This is a genomic window from Vibrio iocasae (assembly GCF_042245395.1).
GTDB classification, from domain to species: Bacteria; Pseudomonadota; Gammaproteobacteria; order Enterobacterales; family Vibrionaceae; genus Vibrio; species Vibrio iocasae.
Map to the genome: position 1 here is coordinate 239251 of NZ_CP145311.1, position 16270 is coordinate 255520.

The 16270-nt window shown below is 44.8% G+C and carries 26 protein-coding genes; 24 read left to right on the forward strand and 2 right to left on the reverse strand.

Going from position 1 to position 16270, the window contains the following annotated elements; translation table 11 throughout:
- Nucleotides 1–15: 15 nt before the first annotated feature.
- Together SNR28_RS10595 and slyD are read left to right on the forward strand one after the other, a co-directional pair.
- A complete protein-coding gene (locus SNR28_RS10595; RefSeq protein ID WP_375752325.1) occupies nt 16–210 on the forward strand; it encodes a YheV family putative zinc ribbon protein in 195 nt (64 codons plus the stop codon).
- Nucleotides 211–385: 175 nt separating this feature from the next.
- Nucleotides 386–985, forward strand: coding sequence for a peptidylprolyl isomerase (gene slyD / locus SNR28_RS10600; protein ID WP_375752326.1), 600 nt, complete (start codon nt 386–388; stop codon nt 983–985).
- A gap of 195 nt (nt 986–1180) precedes the next feature.
- Here slyD and SNR28_RS10605 read toward each other — a convergent pair whose 3' ends face one another.
- Nucleotides 1181–1402: a SlyX family protein gene (locus SNR28_RS10605; RefSeq protein ID WP_375752327.1), complete on the reverse strand. Its 222-nt coding sequence runs from the start codon at nt 1400–1402 to the stop codon at nt 1181–1183.
- Nucleotides 1395–2357 (reverse strand): WD40 repeat domain-containing protein, encoded by a 963-nt coding sequence (locus tag SNR28_RS10610; protein ID WP_375754069.1) that lies wholly within the window; start codon nt 2355–2357, stop codon nt 1395–1397. The genes SNR28_RS10605 and SNR28_RS10610 overlap by 8 nt, the downstream gene beginning before the upstream one ends.
- A 154-nt stretch (nt 2358–2511) precedes the next feature.
- Here SNR28_RS10610 and fkpA point away from each other — a divergent pair, with 154 nt between their 5' ends.
- The 22 genes from fkpA (at nt 2512) to rpsQ (ending at nt 16234) form a co-directional block, all read left to right on the forward strand.
- Nucleotides 2512–3297, forward strand: a complete 786-nt coding sequence (gene fkpA, locus SNR28_RS10615) for an FKBP-type peptidyl-prolyl cis-trans isomerase (protein WP_375752329.1) — start codon at nt 2512–2514, stop codon at nt 3295–3297.
- Between the two features lie 155 nt (nt 3298–3452).
- On the forward strand, nt 3453–4175 hold the full coding sequence (locus tag SNR28_RS10620) for a transcriptional regulator (RefSeq protein WP_375752330.1): 723 nt from the start codon (nt 3453–3455) through the stop codon (nt 4173–4175).
- Nucleotides 4172–4564 (forward strand): sulfurtransferase complex subunit TusD, encoded by a 393-nt coding sequence (gene tusD, locus SNR28_RS10625; protein ID WP_375752331.1) that lies wholly within the window; start codon nt 4172–4174, stop codon nt 4562–4564. The genes SNR28_RS10620 and tusD overlap by 4 nt, the downstream gene beginning before the upstream one ends.
- The gene (gene tusC, locus SNR28_RS10630; protein WP_375752333.1) at nt 4561–4917 is read left to right on the forward strand and encodes a sulfurtransferase complex subunit TusC; all 357 of its coding nucleotides are present in this window, start codon (nt 4561–4563) and stop codon (nt 4915–4917) included. The genes tusD and tusC overlap by 4 nt, the downstream gene beginning before the upstream one ends.
- An 8-nt stretch (nt 4918–4925) precedes the next feature.
- A complete protein-coding gene (gene tusB, locus SNR28_RS10635) occupies nt 4926–5201 on the forward strand; it encodes a sulfurtransferase complex subunit TusB (RefSeq protein ID WP_375752335.1) in 276 nt (91 codons plus the stop codon).
- 157 nt (nt 5202–5358) lie between these two features.
- Entirely contained in the window at nt 5359–5733 is a 375-nt protein-coding gene (gene rpsL, locus SNR28_RS10640) for a 30S ribosomal protein S12 (protein WP_005417208.1), read from the forward strand.
- A gap of 121 nt (nt 5734–5854) precedes the next feature.
- On the forward strand, nt 5855–6325 hold the full coding sequence (gene rpsG, locus SNR28_RS10645; protein WP_375752338.1) for a 30S ribosomal protein S7: 471 nt from the start codon (nt 5855–5857) through the stop codon (nt 6323–6325).
- Between the two features lie 96 nt (nt 6326–6421).
- The gene (gene fusA, locus SNR28_RS10650; protein WP_375752340.1) at nt 6422–8518 is read left to right on the forward strand and encodes an elongation factor G; all 2097 of its coding nucleotides are present in this window, start codon (nt 6422–6424) and stop codon (nt 8516–8518) included.
- A gap of 170 nt (nt 8519–8688) precedes the next feature.
- Nucleotides 8689–9873, forward strand: coding sequence for an elongation factor Tu (tuf, locus tag SNR28_RS10655; protein ID WP_375751777.1), 1185 nt, complete (start codon nt 8689–8691; stop codon nt 9871–9873).
- A gap of 298 nt (nt 9874–10171) precedes the next feature.
- Nucleotides 10172–10363: a (2Fe-2S)-binding protein gene (locus SNR28_RS10660; RefSeq protein ID WP_375752343.1), complete on the forward strand. Its 192-nt coding sequence runs from the start codon at nt 10172–10174 to the stop codon at nt 10361–10363.
- Nucleotides 10364–10440: 77 nt separating this feature from the next.
- Nucleotides 10441–10926, forward strand: a complete 486-nt coding sequence (bfr, locus tag SNR28_RS10665; protein WP_375752344.1) for a bacterioferritin — start codon at nt 10441–10443, stop codon at nt 10924–10926.
- A 367-nt stretch (nt 10927–11293) separates the two neighbouring features.
- On the forward strand, nt 11294–11605 hold the full coding sequence (gene rpsJ / locus SNR28_RS10670) for a 30S ribosomal protein S10 (RefSeq protein ID WP_031495630.1): 312 nt from the start codon (nt 11294–11296) through the stop codon (nt 11603–11605).
- A gap of 14 nt (nt 11606–11619) precedes the next feature.
- The gene (gene rplC, locus SNR28_RS10675) at nt 11620–12249 is read left to right on the forward strand and encodes a 50S ribosomal protein L3 (RefSeq protein WP_277825381.1); all 630 of its coding nucleotides are present in this window, start codon (nt 11620–11622) and stop codon (nt 12247–12249) included.
- A gap of 16 nt (nt 12250–12265) precedes the next feature.
- Nucleotides 12266–12868, forward strand: a complete 603-nt coding sequence (gene rplD / locus SNR28_RS10680; RefSeq protein WP_375752345.1) for a 50S ribosomal protein L4 — start codon at nt 12266–12268, stop codon at nt 12866–12868.
- Nucleotides 12865–13167 (forward strand): 50S ribosomal protein L23, encoded by a 303-nt coding sequence (gene rplW, locus SNR28_RS10685; protein WP_277825385.1) that lies wholly within the window; start codon nt 12865–12867, stop codon nt 13165–13167. The genes rplD and rplW overlap by 4 nt, the downstream gene beginning before the upstream one ends.
- Nucleotides 13168–13183: 16 nt before the next feature.
- Complete coding sequence (gene rplB / locus SNR28_RS10690; RefSeq protein ID WP_277825387.1) at nt 13184–14008, forward strand: 50S ribosomal protein L2; 825 nt, start codon at nt 13184–13186, stop codon at nt 14006–14008.
- Nucleotides 14009–14029: 21 nt separating this feature from the next.
- On the forward strand, nt 14030–14308 hold the full coding sequence (gene rpsS / locus SNR28_RS10695) for a 30S ribosomal protein S19 (protein ID WP_004736729.1): 279 nt from the start codon (nt 14030–14032) through the stop codon (nt 14306–14308).
- Between the two features lie 10 nt (nt 14309–14318).
- On the forward strand, nt 14319–14651 hold the full coding sequence (gene rplV, locus SNR28_RS10700) for a 50S ribosomal protein L22 (RefSeq protein ID WP_277825776.1): 333 nt from the start codon (nt 14319–14321) through the stop codon (nt 14649–14651).
- Nucleotides 14652–14668: 17 nt separating this feature from the next.
- The gene (gene rpsC, locus SNR28_RS10705) at nt 14669–15367 is read left to right on the forward strand and encodes a 30S ribosomal protein S3 (protein WP_275130909.1); all 699 of its coding nucleotides are present in this window, start codon (nt 14669–14671) and stop codon (nt 15365–15367) included.
- 11 nt (nt 15368–15378) lie between these two features.
- Nucleotides 15379–15789: a 50S ribosomal protein L16 gene (gene rplP / locus SNR28_RS10710; protein WP_084888990.1), complete on the forward strand. Its 411-nt coding sequence runs from the start codon at nt 15379–15381 to the stop codon at nt 15787–15789.
- Nucleotides 15789–15980, forward strand: coding sequence for a 50S ribosomal protein L29 (gene rpmC / locus SNR28_RS10715; RefSeq protein WP_277825389.1), 192 nt, complete (start codon nt 15789–15791; stop codon nt 15978–15980). The genes rplP and rpmC overlap by 1 nt, the downstream gene beginning before the upstream one ends.
- Nucleotides 15980–16234 carry a 30S ribosomal protein S17 gene (rpsQ, locus tag SNR28_RS10720; RefSeq protein ID WP_277825391.1) on the forward strand — a complete coding sequence of 85 codons (255 nt, stop codon included), beginning with the start codon at nt 15980–15982 and terminating at the stop codon, nt 16232–16234. Before rpmC ends, rpsQ begins: the two co-directional genes overlap by 1 nt.
- The last annotated feature ends 36 nt before the right edge of the window (nt 16235–16270 follow it).

The window sequence follows — 16270 nt, forward strand, 5'->3', positions numbered from 1 at the left end:
AAAAAGATACAGATAATGAAAAGAAGATTTATTGCCGGAGCAACCTGCCCAAGCTGTCAAAGTTCAGACTCTCTGCGTTGGTGGGTAGAGAATGATATCGAATTAGTTGAATGTGTTGATTGTGATTACAAAGAGCAACGTCTTCCAAAGGCTGTTGAACAGAGTGAACATAATGGCCAAGAGATGATCGGAGTCTTTAAGCCCGAGTAGAGATACGAGGCAACAGTAGAAGTGCGAGATAACTTTGATGCTGAGAAAAATTCTCAACAAAGTTTGTATGGAATAATTGAGTTTATATATTTTGCCCCCATAATGTGTGGAGATCCTGATTTTTGGAAAGCAATTCAAGCAGGGCAATTATTTCAATACATCCTCCGGAGTTATCATGAAAATTGAAAAGAACGTAGTAGTAAGCCTTGCTTACCAGGTAAAACTTGAAGACGGTGTAGTCGTTGATCAGTCAACAGTTGAAGCTCCACTGGATTACCTTCATGGTCACAACAACCTGATCACTGGCCTTGAAAAAGAGCTGGAAGGTAAAGAAGCTGGCGATAAGTTCTCTGCAACAGTTGCTCCGGATGATGCATACGGTGAACACAACGACGCACTAGTTCAGCGCGTACCTGCAAACGTATTTCAAGGCGTAGAGCAAATTGAAGTTGGCATGCGCTTCCTTGCTGATACAGATCAGGGTCCAATCCCTGTAGAAGTAACAGAAGTAGATGGCGATGAAGTTGTTGTTGATGGCAACCACATGCTAGCAGGTCAGACACTGACTTTTGATGTTGAGGTGGTAGCAACACGTGAAGCAACTGCAGAAGAAGCTGAGCACGGCCATATTCATAAAGCTGGTGGCTGCTGTGGCGGTGAAGGCAAAGGCGACGATCACGAATGTTGTGGTGGCGAAGGTCACGGCCATGGTCATGATAAAGAAGAAGGTTGCTGTGGTGGCGGCAACGGTGGCGGCTGTGGCTGCTCGCACTAATAAGCGTTAGCTTAGGATTCTGAGGTGGTCATGTAGACCACCTTTTTTATGCCCGTCGTTCCGTATCGCTAGGCACGATTTTAGTACGGAATCTAGTCGACGGATGCGCAGAGGTTAGATTCCGTATATTCGCTAAGGCTAATTCTGGAGTGACAATGATTTGAGTGCAGTGTCGTCAAGAGAGAAAATCAAAAGTTAATAATGTGGCGGTGGTGTTTCTTCTGATTCATCAGCCAGATTTGAACGGTTACTTCCCTTTATCTTTTCAACCATAAACTTCATCTGCTCTTGCATCTTAGAAATCATTACTTGTTGTTGGCTTAGGGCGTCATTGAGTTCGTCAATGGTTTGCTCCTGAAACGAGTTTTTGATTTCCAGATCATTGATTCTCAGTTCAAGCTCTTCAATTTTAGTCATTTTCTATTTTCCAGGCCTGGGCGATACCTGCAGATGTTGCAGATATAACTCTATTCTCGTAATCAAAGGCAGCATCATACACGACTGCACGTGGAGGGCGAGTTTCTTTTAGAGGCTCCACTTCCCACCAGTCCAACCGCTTACCTGTATTTGAATTCCATAGTTGAACTCTGCCGGAAGGTGTACCGGTTACAATCATTTGCCCGTCATCAGAAAATCTTGCTGTCGAGAACACAAGCTGTCTGGAAAGTGACTTTAACTCAGATATTTTTTTTCCATTGGCGAGATCCCATACGAAGCTATCGTTAGAACCATCGGATGTGAATGCCAGCTTACCGTCTCTTTGCAGGGCTACACGGTTTATACGTGCATCGTGTTCAAACATATACAATGCTTGCCCGGTGGTGGTATCCCAAAAATAGGCTTTATAGTCGTTTCCACCAGAAAGGGCATACTTTCCATTGGCAGATAACGCAACGGTATTAACTTTTTCTCTGTGAGCAAGGAACTCCATGCGTCTTCCAGTGACTAAGTTCACATATATTGCTTTACCGTTAGATAACCCCAGCAGTACTTGTTCGCCATTACTACTGACATCTACATCGCGGATCAGACCATCGGATATGGACCAGAGCCCTTCGGCTTTTGACCATGCGAGATCCCAGACCGCAAAGTTTAGTTGAGTCGCTGTAACGGCATAACGGCCGTTGTCGGAGATTTTGATTGTGGAAACTGTATTTCCTTCCGGGTCTTGTTCACCAAGCTCTGCAAGTTGATTGTTTTCTGCCAAATCCCAAAGAACTAAATGGTGCTCTTTTGAGTAAAGCAATGCGAAGCGTCCATCTCTGCTAAGAGCAAAGCTGGTGGTGCCTTTGGGTTCTAGATCCCATCTTTGGTCGTTTTTGCTGGAAAAAAAACAGCCATTTAACATGGTTATGACAAAGGCTAATGTCATTAAGTGTGAGAATGTTCGCTTCACTAGGCTCAATCCGGTTTGTGTCGACAGGCATATACCTAGTATATTGATGCAACAAGATATTTGCATGTCTCTGTTTATAAATGAGGTGTGTATCAAAATGAAATGGCTTTGCCGTTAATTGGAGTATTAGATGAAACCTTTCTTTAAAGTGTCACTGCTTGCAGCGACAGTCATGTTGGCAGTGGGTTGTCAGAAAGAGGAAACCCCAAAAACTGAAACCGCTCCTCAGGTTGAAGAGCAAGTGCAAGTAGAAGCTTTTGCTACTGAAGACGAAAAAGCGTCATACGCTATTGGTCTTTCTTTTGCGAATTACCTTGCTGATAGCATTGAAAAGCCATCTGAGTTTGGTATAGAGCTGAAAAAAGAATTGGTTCTTAAAGGTATTGAAGACGTATTCGCTGGTAACCCAAGCTTGACAGAAGAAGAAGCTCGTGTTGCTCTTGAAGAGCTTGATAAGCGCGTAGCGACTAAGATGCAGGAAGTTGCAGCAGAGAAAGCAGCTGCAGCGAAAAAAGAAGGTGATGACTTCCGTACTGAGTTTGAAAAACAGGAAGGCGTAACTAAGACAGAATCTGGTCTTCTTTACCAGGTGATGACTTCTGCTGAAGGTGATAAGCCTGCTTCAACTGATACAGTAGAAGTTCACTACAAAGGCACATTGATTGACGGTACTCAGTTCGATAGTTCTTACGATCGTAATGCACCAGCAACTTTCCCGCTAGATCGCGTGATTCCGGGATGGACAGAAGGTGTTCAGTTAATGCCTGTAGGTTCTAAGTTCAAGTTTGTTATTCCACCTGAGCTAGCATACGGTGAACAGGATACTCCAACGATTCCTGCAAACTCTACGCTTGTGTTTGAAGTAGAGCTTCTAAGCATCGACAACGGTGAAGCTGCTGAAGAAGTAACTCAGTAATTGCTGCCAAAGCTATGTATTTGAGCCTCGATTTATATCGGGGCTTTTTTGATCTTGAGGATACTTGGGTATAATTATTGACCCAAAACGATGCGTGATTAAAATTTTCTGATAAACTTGCGGTAATTAGTTGATTTATTAACCGAGGCCCTCAAGTGACGACGACGGAAGCAATGCACGCAGATGCATTAATGGAAATGGATTCGGTTGTGGTTCAGCCTTTTTCTGAACACGACCAGATAATATTAAAGTCTTATGAAGCAGTGGTTGATGGACTCGCTGGCCTGATTGGCCCATTTTGCGAAATTGTTTTGCACTCGCTGGAAAACCTGGATACCTCAGCAATCAAGATTGCTAATGGTGAAAATACGGGACGTCATGTAGGCTCACCAATTACAGACATGGCGTTAAAAACGCTAAAAGACATTGAAAGTTCTGAGAGGAACTTCTCGCGTGCTTACTTTACCCGTGCGAAGGGTGGGGTACTGATGAAGTCGGTGACTATTGCGATTCGAAATGGTGAAAATCGTGTAATAGGCTTGCTATGTATTAACGTAAACCTTGATGCTCCTTTCTCTCAGATTCTGCAATCTTTCATGCCTACAGAAGAAGCGAAAGAAGCTGCTTCAACAGTTAACTTTGCAAGCGATGTTGTTGAGCTGGTGGATCAGACTGTTGAACACACTATCGAAGAGATCAATGCAGATAAATCGGTATCTAACAATACCAAGAACCGTCAGATAGTGATGGAGCTGTATGACAAAGGTATCTTTGATATTAAAGATGCAATAAACCGAGTTGCAGAACGACTGAATATCTCTAAGCACACTGTATATCTTTATATTCGCCAACGTAAAACCGAGGATGGCGAGAAGTGAGCCTAAGCTATACGCTTGTTGTTAACGGGGCTGGCTACGGAAGCCAGTCCTCCAGAACAGCACTACGGTTTGCACAAGCGCTTCTTTCTCAGGGACACACTCTTAGCAGTGTGTTTTTTTATCAAGATGGTGTGACGAATGGTACTGCTTTAGCCGTGCCAGCCAATGACGAAGTGAATGCTACCAAAGCATGGCAGAAGCTAGCGATTGATCATCAAGTTCGTCTGGAAACATGTGTAGCAGCAGCTTTAAGGCGAGGTATTGTTAGCCCGAGTGAAGCGCAGCAACATGGGCTAGAGAGTCATAATATTGCCGATGGTTTCCATCAGGCGGGGTTAGGGAGCCTTGCTGAGGCGATGTTAACTCAAGATAGAGTGGTGCAGTTTTGAGCCAACTAACTTATCTATTTCAGACAGCCCCTCATGCCTCTAGCTCTGGTCGCGAAGGTGTAGATGCATTAATGGCGGCTTCAGCATACTGTGAAGATATCACGGTCATTTTTGTTGGTGATGGTGTGACGCAATTGCTACATGGTCAGCAACCAGAAGAGATACTAAGTAAAGATTATGCTCCGATGTTTAAGTTGTTTGATCTTTACGATATAGAGCAAGTATTTGTTTGTGAGCAATCTTTGGTTGAGCGTGGACTGGCAAATGCAGACCTGGTAATCGCTGCTGAGAAGCTCACGGTTTCAGGGGTTGCTGGTAAGCTTAATCAGGCTGGCAAAATACTGACTTTTTAGGTTCGACTATGTTACATATCATTAAAACATCTGAAGCTATCGCTCAGGCGACGCGTTATGCCAAAGACGGTGATGAGTATCTCTTGATAGAAGATGCGGTATACGCAACGAACTCTCAGCACTTTGCTTTTGCAAGCCTTCCTAAACAAAACGTATTTGTACTCATTGCCGATTGCGCCGCAAGAGGTATTGACCAACGTGTTTCTCCTTCTATTAATAAAGTCGATTATGATGGTTTTGTTGGCTTAACAGTGTCGCAAGATAAATCGGTGACCTGGAGTTAGCTACGCGAACTATTGGTTAAAAAAGATCCTTTTATTTCTTGACACACTTCTCATTCCTAAATAGAATTTTGCGTCCCTAAATGTACTTGATGATTTCAGGAACGTTAGGGAAATAGATTTTTCACAAAGCTAATTTCAGCAAATCAGGAGCTAGTTAATGGCAACTATTAACCAGTTGGTACGTAAGCCTCGTGCAAAGCAAGTTGTTAAAAGCAACGTGCCTGCGCTAGAAGCGTGCCCACAAAAACGTGGTGTATGTACTCGTGTTTACACTACTACACCTAAAAAACCTAACTCAGCACTTCGTAAAGTTTGTCGTGTACGTCTGACAAACGGTTTTGAAGTGACATCGTACATCGGCGGTGAAGGCCACAACCTTCAGGAGCACTCAGTTGTTCTTATCCGTGGTGGTCGTGTTAAAGACCTTCCAGGTGTGCGTTACCACACTGTTCGCGGTGCACTTGACTGTGCTGGCGTAAATGACCGTAAGAAAGGTCGTTCTAAGTATGGTGTGAAGCGTCCTAAGTCTTAATGCCCCTTTTCTGTAAAAAGAAAGGCGTTAAGTAAGGCCAAACACTGAATTTTCATTTTTTATTTTTTTGAAGAAACTGAAAAGTTTTGGATAACCTGAAGAAGACAACGGAGAATTATCCATGCCACGTCGTCGCGTTATTGGTCAGCGTAAGATCCTTCCAGATCCTAAGTTCAAATCTGAATTGCTGGCAAAATTCGTTAACATCCTAATGGTTGACGGAAAGAAATCTACTGCAGAAAAAATCGTTTACACTGCACTAGACACTATGGCTGAGAAATCTGGTAAAGATCACTTAGCTGTATTTGAAGAAGCTCTTGAAAATGTTCGCCCAGCGGTAGAAGTTAAGTCTCGCCGTGTGGGTGGTTCAACTTACCAGGTACCTGTAGAAGTACGTCCGGTTCGCCGTAACGCACTTGCTATGCGTTGGTTAGTTGAAGCTGCGCGTAAGCGTGGTGAAAAATCTATGGCTGCACGCCTAGCTGCTGAAATGCTAGATGCGTCAGAAAATAAAGGTACTGCTGTTAAGAAACGTGAAGACGTTCACCGTATGGCAGACGCGAACAAAGCATTCGCACATTACCGCTGGTAATATACCTTCAGTGCTGCGAGGCTCTCTCGCAGCACTTATTCTTTTCTCTAAGATAACCTTACTTACAAGGCAACTTAGCTACAGAGGGATACAATCGTGGCTCGTAAAACTCCTATCGAGCGCTACCGTAACATCGGTATTGTTGCTCACGTAGATGCAGGTAAAACAACCACATCCGAGCGTATTCTGTTCTACACTGGCCTTTCTCATAAAATCGGCGAAGTGCACGATGGTGCTGCTACCATGGACTGGATGGAGCAGGAGCAAGAGCGTGGTATTACTATCACATCTGCTGCTACTACAACCTTCTGGCGTGGTATGGAAGCACAATTCGACGAACACCGCGTTAACATCATTGATACTCCTGGACACGTAGACTTCACTATCGAAGTAGAGCGTTCTTTGCGTGTACTTGATGGTGCAGTTGTTGTGTTCTGTGGTGCATCAGGTGTTGAACCTCAGTCTGAAACTGTATGGCGTCAGGCCGATAAGTACAGTGTTCCTCGCATGGTATTCGTTAACAAAATGGACCGTGCAGGCGCAGACTTCCTACGCGTGGTAGACCAAATTCAAGACCGTCTTGGTGCGAATCCGGTTCCAATCCAGTTAAACATTGGTGCGGAAGACGAGTTCAAAGGTGTCATCGACCTTATCAAGATGAAAGCGATCAACTGGAATGAAGCCGATCAGGGCATGACCTTCACATATGAAGATATTCCGGCTGACATGCTAGAGCTAGCCGAAGAGTACCGCACCAATATGATTGAAGCGGCAGCTGAAGCTAACGAAGAATTGATGGAAAAATACCTTGAAGAAGGTGAATTAACAGAAGAAGAGCTAAAAGAAGGTCTTCGTACTCGTACACTAAATAACGAAATTGTACTTGCCACTTGTGGTAGTGCATTTAAGAACAAAGGTGTACAGGCTGTGCTTGACGCAGTTATCGAATATCTACCTGCTCCTGTTGATGTTCCTGCTATTAAAGGTGTTGATGAGGACGAAAATGAAGTCGAGCGTCATGCCGATGATAATGAACCGTTCTCAGCACTTGCATTTAAGATCGCAACAGACCCGTTTGTAGGTACACTGACATTTATGCGTGTATATTCCGGTGTAGTTAACTCCGGTGATACCGTGTACAACTCAGTGAAACAAAAGCGTGAACGCTTTGGCCGTATTGTTCAGATGCACTCGAACAAGCGTGAAGAGATCAAAGAAGTTCGTGCGGGTGATATTGCAGCAGCGATTGGTCTGAAAGAAGTGACCACAGGTGACACTCTGTGTGATATGAACTCTAAAGTAGTTCTTGAGCGTATGGAGTTCCCTGATCCGGTAATTCAGATTGCAGTAGAACCTCGCTCTAAGGCTGATCAGGAGAAAATGGGTATTGCACTAGGTAAACTAGCTGCAGAAGACCCATCTTTCCGCGTTGAAACTGACGATGAAACAGGCCAGACATTGATTTCTGGTATGGGTGAACTTCACCTGGATATCATCGTTGACCGTATGAAGCGTGAGTTCAGCGTTGACTGTAATGTTGGTAAACCTCAGGTTGCTTACCGTGAAACTATTCGTGGTAAGACTGAAGTTGAAGGTAAGTTCGTTCGCCAGTCTGGTGGTCGTGGTCAATATGGTCACGTATGGCTTAAGCTTGAGCCATCAGAGCAAGGTGAAGGCTTCGTCTTTGTAGACGAGATTGTGGGTGGTGTTATTCCGAAGGAATACATCAGCTCGGTATCTAAAGGTATCGAAGAGCAGATGAACAATGGTGTTCTTGCGGGCTATCCTGTACTGGATGTTAAAGCAACACTATTTGACGGCTCTTACCACGATGTCGACTCAAATGAGATGGCGTTTAAGATCGCCGGCTCAATGGCATTCAAGAAAGGTGCTCTAGAAGCGCAACCTGTTCTTCTTGAGCCAATGATGAAGGTTGAAGTAACCACTCCTGAAGATTGGATGGGTGATGTTGTTGGTGACCTTAACCGTCGCCGTGGCATTATCGAGGGTATGGATGAAGGACCTGCTGGTCTGAAGATTGTTCGTGCTCAGGTACCACTTTCAGAAATGTTTGGCTACGCAACCGACCTACGCTCTGCAACTCAGGGACGTGCATCGTACTCAATGGAATTCTCCGAGTACGCTGAAGTTCCTAAGAATGTTGCTGAAGCAATCATTGCTGAGCGTGTATAAAGAGAAATTGGACGTTTTTTGACGAAAGTTAAATAGATCTTCAGTTAAATTTGTAAGATCAATGCGTCCAAATATTGCGCTAACGGAAGTTGGCGCATAGAATAGCAAATTCTGGCGCGCCCTGACCGTTCATGAGCGGGGCGAATCATAACTAGGTAAGGAACACGATCGTGTCTAAAGAAAAATTTGAACGTACGAAACCGCACGTAAACGTTGGTACTATCGGCCACGTTGACCACGGTAAAACAACTCTAACTGCAGCTATCTGTACTACTCTTTCAAAAGTATACGGCGGTGAAGCGAAAGACTTCGCATCAATCGATAACGCTCCAGAAGAGCGTGAGCGCGGTATCACAATCGCAACTTCACACGTAGAATACGATACTCCAACTCGTCACTACGCACACGTAGACTGCCCAGGACACGCTGACTATGTTAAAAACATGATCACTGGTGCTGCGCAGATGGACGGTGGTATCCTTGTAGTAGCTGCGACTGATGGCCCAATGCCACAGACTCGTGAGCACATCCTACTAGGCCGTCAGGTTGGTATCCCATACATCATCGTATTCATGAACAAATGTGACATGGTTGACGATGAAGAACTACTAGAACTAGTAGAAATGGAAGTTCGTGAGCTTCTATCTGAGTACGACTTCCCAGGTGATGACCTACCAGTAATCCAGGGTTCAGCTCTAGGCGCACTAAACGGCGAGAAAGAGTGGGAAGACAAAGTAGTAGAGCTTGCAGAAGCACTAGACTCTTACATCCCAGAGCCAGAGCGTGCTGTAGACCAGCCGTTCCTAATGCCAATCGAAGACGTATTCTCAATCCAGGGTCGTGGTACAGTAGTAACTGGCCGTATCGAGCGTGGTATCCTAAACGTAGGTGACGAAGTAGAAATCGTTGGTATCAAAGAAACTGTTACAACTACATGTACTGGTGTAGAGATGTTCCGTAAGCTGCTTGACGAAGGTCGTGCGGGTGAGAACGTTGGTGCACTACTACGTGGTACTAAGCGTGATGAAGTTGAGCGTGGTCAGGTTCTAGCTGCACCAGGTTCTATCAACCCTCACACTAAGTTTGAGTCAGAAGTATACGTACTATCTAAAGATGAAGGTGGTCGTCACACACCATTCTTCAAAGGCTACCGTCCACAGTTCTACTTCCGTACAACTGACGTAACTGGTGACATCCAGCTACCAGAAGGCGTAGAAATGGTAATGCCAGGTGACAACGTACAGATGACTGTAGAGCTAATCGCACCAATCGCGATGGACGAAGGTCTACGCTTCGCAATCCGTGAAGGTGGCCGTACAGTAGGTGCTGGTGTTGTTGCTAAAATCTTCGACTAATATCGAATGATTTTGCGGTAATACGCATTTATAGAAAAGGGAAGCTTCGGCTTCCCTTTTTGCTTTCTTGCTTACCTTGAAAGGTTCATCAGGAATGCTTAATTCCATGAACCGCTCAAATCAAGTTTTAACTTCAATAGCATAATTATGTGGGCCGCATGTTCATTCCATTAAGCACACCTGACAAACCTCCCTCAATTTACATGGAAAAATAATAAGCTTGAATTATTGATATTGATCAATTGTAATGATAACGATTATCGTTTATATTCTTGTCGGTTGTTTTGTGAGGTTAGTTATGTACGTTTGTCTTTGCCACGGTATTTCTGAAAAGAAACTTAAGAAGGTTGTAATAGAAAACAACTTTACGGATATGCGCGAAATTAGGCGTTGTACAGCTCTAGGCTCCCAATGTGGAAAGTGCGTAAAACATGCGAAGGAGATTCTAAACGAGTCAGTTCCAGCTATGAGTTTTAAGCAAGCTAGTTGATAAACTAGTTAACCGTCTTTTTGACACCTTCTTAATTGGTTCTACAGTTAAAAGAGCCAAAGAGGAGGGCTATTGTTATGAAAGGCGATCCAATCATTATTCAACATCTCAACAAAGTTCTTGGCAACGAGCTCGTTGCAATCAACCAATATTTCCTTCATGCAAGAATGTATAAAGACTGGGGCTTAAAGCACCTGGCGCATAAAGAGTATGAAGAATCCATCGACGAAATGAAGCACGCGGACCATCTTGTAGAACGCATACTATTTCTTGAAGGGCTGCCAAACCTGCAAGATTTGGGTAAGTTGATGATCGGTGAAGATACGAAAGAAATGCTCGAATGCGATCTAAAGGTGGAGATGGCAGCAGTTCCTGATCTGAAAGATGCCATCGCATATGCTGAAGATACTCGTGACTATGTATCTCGTGATCTGTTCCAGGATATTCTCGAAGATGAAGAAGAACATATAGACTGGCTTGAAACGCAACTTGGTTTAATCGAGAAGGTTGGAATAGAAAACTATCTGCAAGCTCAGTTTGTAGACGATGATGAAGACGACTAATTTATCATGACTTTACTTGCTCCCGCGGTTCTCCGCGGGGGGACTTACCACTAACATTCGATTATTTTCCAACCACCTCTTGCATCCAATTCTGTGATCTGTATAATGCCCCGCACTGACTTAAGTCAGTTGTGAACCAATGAGCACTGAGGAGCTTGTTAAAGCTTGCTTTAAACAAGGTAATGTATACTCAGCTTATGTTCGCGGTTAATAAAATATTAACGATATAGTTAATTCAAATTTAACTGACAATGCTTCCTGATTTTGGAGGCTACGGTTTCACATAAATCAATCGGCATTCCCTCGTCTTTACGAGTGTGAGTGGCGATATTGTTTGTGTAATTTATTATTATTGGAGCTCTGTCTCATGCAGAACCAACGTATTCGTATCCGCCTTAAAGCTTTCGATTACAAGCTAATCGATCAGTCAACTGCGGAAATCGTAGAAACAGCAAAGCGTACCGGCGCACAGGTTCGTGGTCCAATTCCACTACCTACTCGTAAAGAGCGTTTCACTGTTCTTATCTCTCCACACGTAAACAAAGATGCGCGTGACCAGTACGAAATCCGTACTCACAAGCGTCTGATCGACATCGTAGAACCAACTGACAAGACTGTTGATGCTCTTATGCGTCTAGATCTTGCTGCTGGTGTTGATGTTCAAATCAGCCTAGGTTAAGGGAGATTAGAAGAATGATTGGTCTAGTCGGACGTAAAGTGGGTATGACCCGCGTATTTACTGAAGAAGGCGTTTCTATCCCAGTAACAGTTGTTGAAGTAGAAGCTAACCGCGTTGCTCAAGTTAAAACTCTTGAGAACGATGGCTACGCTGCTATCCAGGTAACTGCTGGCGGTAAGAAAGCTAACCGTGTATCTAAGCCAGAAGCTGGTCACTTTGCGAAAGCAGGTGTTGAAGCTGGCCGCGGTCTTTGGGAATTCCGTTTAGAAAACGGCGAAGAGTTTGAAGTTGGCGCTGAGCTAAACGTAGAACTTTTCAACGAAATTAAAAAAGTAGACGTTACTGGTACATCTAAAGGTAAAGGCTTCCAAGGCGCTGTTAAGCGTTGGAACTTCTCTACTCAAGATATGACTCACGGTAACTCATTGTCTCACCGTGCTCCGGGTTCAATTGGCCAGTGCCAAACTCCAGGTCGCGTGTTTAAAGGCAAGAAAATGGCAGGTCACATGGGTGCTGAGCGTGTAACGACTCAAAACCTTGAGATCGTACGTGTTGACGCTGAGCGTAATCTGCTTCTTATCAAAGGTGCAGTACCAGGGTCAACTGGTGGCGACGTGATCGTTAAACCAGCTGTTAAAGCATAACGTCTAGGAGTAAGTAATGGAATTGATGGTTAAAGGTGCTGATGCACTAACTGTTTCCGAAACTACTTTCGGACGTGAGTTCAACGAAGCTCTTGTACACCAGGTAGTTGTTGCATACGCAGCAGGTGCTCGTCAGGGTACTCGTGCTCAGAAGACTCGTTCTGAAGTATCAGGCGGTGGTGCTAAACCATGGCGTCAAAAAGGTACTGGCCGTGCACGTGCTGGTACAATTCGTAGCCCAATCTGGCGTACAGGTGGTGTTACTTTTGCTGCGAAACCACAGGATCACAGCAAGAAAGTAAACAAAAAAATGTACCGCGGTGCTATGAAGAGCATTCTTTCTGAGCTTGTTCGTCAAGAGCGTCTAATCGTTGTTGATAACTTCTCAGTTGAAGCACCAAAAACAAAAGAGCTAGTAGCTAAGCTTAAAGAACTTGAGCTTAATGATGTTCTGATCGTAACTGGCGAAGTAGATGAAAATCTATTCTTAGCTGCTCGTAACCTATACAAAGTTGACGCACGTGATGTTGCTGGTATTGACCCAGTAAGCTTGATCGCGTTCGACAAGGTTCTAATGACAGCTGAAGCTGTTAAGCAAGTTGAGGAGATGCTGGCATGATCACTGAAGAGCGTCTACTAAAGGTTCTACGTGCTCCACATATCTCTGAAAAAGCAACTATGGCTGCAGAGAAAGCGAACACTATCGTTTTCAAAGTAGCAAAAGATGCAACTAAGAAAGAGATCAAAGCAGCAGTAGAAAAGCTATTTGAAGTTGAAGTTAAGTCTGTAAATACTCTTGTTCTTAAGGGTAAGACCAAACGTCAGGGTATGCGTGAAGGCCGTCGCAGCGATGTGAAGAAAGCTTACGTAACTCTGAAAGAAGGTCAGGATCTTGACTTCATTGGCGGTGCGGAATAACAGGAGTAGTTGAACAATGGCTATTGTTAAATGTAAGCCGACTTCCCCTGGTCGTCGTCACGTAGTTAAAGTTGTTAACGCTGACCTACACAAGGGTAAGCCATACGCTCCACTTCTAGAGAAAAACTCTAAGAATGGTGGTCGTAACAACAACGGTCGTATCACAGTACGTCACATCGGCGGTGGTCACAAGCACCACTACCGTGTAATTGACTTTAAGCGTACTAAAGACGGTATCCCAGCGAAAGTTGAACGTATCGAATACGATCCAAACCGTAGCGCAAACATTGCTCTAGTTCTGTACGCAGACGGTGAGCGTCGCTACATCATTGCACCAAAAGGCATTCAAGCTGGTGATCAGATCCAGTCTGGTGTTGATGCGCCTATCAAAGCAGGTAACACTCTGCCAATGCGCAACATCCCAGTAGGTTCTACTGTTCACTGTGTTGAACTGAAGCCTGGTAAGGGTGCACAAATTGCTCGTTCTGCAGGTGCATACGCACAGATCGTCGCTCGCGACGGTGCATATGTAACTCTACGCCTACGTTCTGGCGAAATGCGCAAAGTACTATCTGAAGGCCGTGCAACAATCGGCGAAGTAGGTAATGCTGAGCACATGCTACGTGAACTAGGTAAAGCTGGTGCTACGCGCTGGCGTGGTGTTCGTCCAACCGTTCGTGGTGTTGTGATGAACCCAGTAGACCACCCACACGGTGGTGGTGAAGGCCGTACATCTGGTGGTCGTCATCCAGTATCTCCTTGGGGTCAGCCTACTAAAGGCTTTAAGACTCGTAAGAACAAGCGCACTGACAAGTACATCGTACGTCGTCGTAACAAGTAATCTATTTAAAGAGGATAAGCCATGCCACGTTCTCTCAAGAAAGGTCCATTTATTGACCTACACTTGCTGAAGAAGGTAGAGAAAGCGGTGGAAAGCGGAGACAAGAAGCCTATTAAGACTTGGTCCCGTCGCTCAATGATCATTCCTACAATGATCGGTTTGACCATCGCTGTCCATAATGGTCGTCAGCACGTACCAGTATTCGTAACCGAAGAAATGATCGGTCACAAGCTGGGTGAATTTGCACCAACTCGCACTTACCGCGGCCACGCTGCGGATAAGAAAGCTAAGAAGAAATAAGGAGTAGATGATGGAAGCTATCGCTAAACATAACTTTGCTCGTATTTCTCCACAGAAAGCTCGCTTAGTTGCTGATCAAATTCGTGGTAAATCTGTAGACCAGGCTCTAGAACTACTAACTTTCAGCAACAAAAAAGCTGCTGTACTAGTTAAGAAGGTTCTTGAGTCAGCAATCGCTAACGCAGAACACAACGAAGGTGCAGATATCGACGATCTTAATGTAGCTAAGATCTTCGTAGATGAAGGCCCTATCATGAAGCGTATTATGCCTCGTGCTAAAGGTCGCGCGGATCGTATCTTGAAGCGTTCTTGCCACATCACTGTTGTTGTAGCAGACGCTTAAGACTAGGAGAGTAAGCAATGGGTCAGAAAGTACATCCAAATGGTATTCGTCTTGGCATCGTTAAGCCTTGGAATGCTACATGGTTTGCTAACACCAAAGAATTCGCTGACAACCTAGACGGCGACTTCAAGGTACGTCAGTTCCTTACTAAGGAACTTTCGAAAGCGTCTCTTTCACGTATCGTTATCGAGCGTCCTGCTAAGAGCATCCGTGTGACTATTCACACTGCTCGTCCAGGCGTTGTTATCGGTAAGAAAGGTGAAGACGTTGAGAAGCTACGCGCAGCTGTAGCTAAAATTGCAGGTGTACCAGCGCAAATTAACATCGCTGAAGTACGTAAGCCTGAGCTAGACGGTCAATTAGTGGCTGATAGCATCGCGTCTCAGCTAGAGCGTCGTGTTATGTTCCGTCGTGCTATGAAGCGCGCAGTACAGAACGCAATGCGCCTAGGTGCGAAGGGTATCAAGGTTGAAGTAAGCGGCCGTCTTGGCGGTGCTGAAATCGCGCGTACTGAATGGTACCGTGAAGGCCGTGTGCCACTACACACACTACGTGCTGACATCGATTACGCAACTTCTTCGGCTCACACTCAATACGGTGTGATCGGCATTAAAGTTTGGATCTTCAAAGGTGAGATTCTAGGCGGTATGCCAGCTGCTAACGCAGTAGAGCCAAAGGCTGACAAGCCTAAGAAGCAGCGTAAAGGCCGTAAATAAGGAGTCGACTGATGCTACAACCTAAACGTACTAAATTCCGTAAGGTTCAGACTGGTCGCAACCGTGGTCTAGCTAAAGGTACTGATGTAAGCTTCGGTACTTTTGGTCTTAAAGCAGTTGGCCGTGGCCGTATTACTGCTCGTCAGATCGAAGCGGCTCGTCGTGCGATGACGCGTCACGTTAAGCGTCAAGGTCAAATCTGGATTCGTATTTTTCCAGACAAACCAATCACTGAAAAACCACTAGAAGTTCGTCAGGGTAAGGGTAAAGGTAACGTTGAGTACTGGGTAGCCCAAATCCAACCTGGAAAGGTTATGTACGAAATGGACGGTGTACCTGAAGAGTTGGCGCGTGAAGCGTTCCGCCTAGCGGCACGTAAACTGCCAATCAAAACAACATTTGTAACTAAGCAGGTGATGTGATGAAAGCACAAGATCTACGCGAAAAAAGCGTTGAAGAGCTAAATGAAGAGCTACTGAATCTACTGCGCGAGCAGTTCAACCTGCGCATGCAGGCTGCGACTGGTCAGCTACAGCAGACTCATACTCTGAAAGCTGTACGCCGTGATATCGCACGTGTGAAAACTGTTTTGACTGAGAAGGCAGGCGCATAATGAGCGACAAAATCCGTACTATGCAAGGCCGTGTAGTTAGCGACAAGATGGACAAGTCTATCGTAGTTGCTATCGAGCGTATGGTTAAACACCCAATTTACGGCAAGTTCGTAAAACGCACGACTAAACTACACGCACATGACGAAAACAACGAGTGTGGCCTAGGCGATACTGTTGAGATTCGTGAATGTCGTCCACTGTCTAAGAAGAAATCTTGGACTTTGGTAAAAGTTCTAGAAAAAGCGAAAATCTAATTTAGATTATTGCATATTTATCTAGGCTAAAAAGCG

Bases quoted from the DNA above. Each gene is read 5' to 3' on its own strand.
- SNR28_RS10595 (WP_375752325.1), top strand. From the start codon at position 16: ATGAAAAGAAGATTTATTGCCGGAGCAACCTGCCCAAGCTGTCAAAGT.
- slyD (WP_375752326.1), top strand. From the start codon at position 386: ATGAAAATTGAAAAGAACGTAGTAGTAAGCCTTGCTTACCAGGTAAAA.
- SNR28_RS10605 (WP_375752327.1), bottom strand. From the start codon at position 1,402: ATGACTAAAATTGAAGAGCTTGAACTGAGAATCAATGATCTGGAAATC.
- SNR28_RS10610 (WP_375754069.1), bottom strand. From the start codon at position 2,357: ATGACATTAGCCTTTGTCATAACCATGTTAAATGGCTGTTTTTTTTCC.
- fkpA (WP_375752329.1), top strand. From the start codon at position 2,512: ATGAAACCTTTCTTTAAAGTGTCACTGCTTGCAGCGACAGTCATGTTG.
- tusB (WP_375752335.1), top strand. From the start codon at position 4,926: ATGTTACATATCATTAAAACATCTGAAGCTATCGCTCAGGCGACGCGT.
- rpsL (WP_005417208.1), top strand. From the start codon at position 5,359: ATGGCAACTATTAACCAGTTGGTACGTAAGCCTCGTGCAAAGCAAGTT.
- rpsG (WP_375752338.1), top strand. From the start codon at position 5,855: ATGCCACGTCGTCGCGTTATTGGTCAGCGTAAGATCCTTCCAGATCCT.
- SNR28_RS10660 (WP_375752343.1), top strand. From the start codon at position 10,172: ATGTACGTTTGTCTTTGCCACGGTATTTCTGAAAAGAAACTTAAGAAG.
- bfr (WP_375752344.1), top strand. From the start codon at position 10,441: ATGAAAGGCGATCCAATCATTATTCAACATCTCAACAAAGTTCTTGGC.
- rpsJ (WP_031495630.1), top strand. From the start codon at position 11,294: ATGCAGAACCAACGTATTCGTATCCGCCTTAAAGCTTTCGATTACAAG.
- rplC (WP_277825381.1), top strand. From the start codon at position 11,620: ATGATTGGTCTAGTCGGACGTAAAGTGGGTATGACCCGCGTATTTACT.
- rplD (WP_375752345.1), top strand. From the start codon at position 12,266: ATGGAATTGATGGTTAAAGGTGCTGATGCACTAACTGTTTCCGAAACT.
- rplW (WP_277825385.1), top strand. From the start codon at position 12,865: ATGATCACTGAAGAGCGTCTACTAAAGGTTCTACGTGCTCCACATATC.
- rplB (WP_277825387.1), top strand. From the start codon at position 13,184: ATGGCTATTGTTAAATGTAAGCCGACTTCCCCTGGTCGTCGTCACGTA.
- rpsS (WP_004736729.1), top strand. From the start codon at position 14,030: ATGCCACGTTCTCTCAAGAAAGGTCCATTTATTGACCTACACTTGCTG.
- rplV (WP_277825776.1), top strand. From the start codon at position 14,319: ATGGAAGCTATCGCTAAACATAACTTTGCTCGTATTTCTCCACAGAAA.
- rpsC (WP_275130909.1), top strand. From the start codon at position 14,669: ATGGGTCAGAAAGTACATCCAAATGGTATTCGTCTTGGCATCGTTAAG.
- rplP (WP_084888990.1), top strand. From the start codon at position 15,379: ATGCTACAACCTAAACGTACTAAATTCCGTAAGGTTCAGACTGGTCGC.
- rpmC (WP_277825389.1), top strand. From the start codon at position 15,789: ATGAAAGCACAAGATCTACGCGAAAAAAGCGTTGAAGAGCTAAATGAA.
- rpsQ (WP_277825391.1), top strand. From the start codon at position 15,980: ATGAGCGACAAAATCCGTACTATGCAAGGCCGTGTAGTTAGCGACAAG.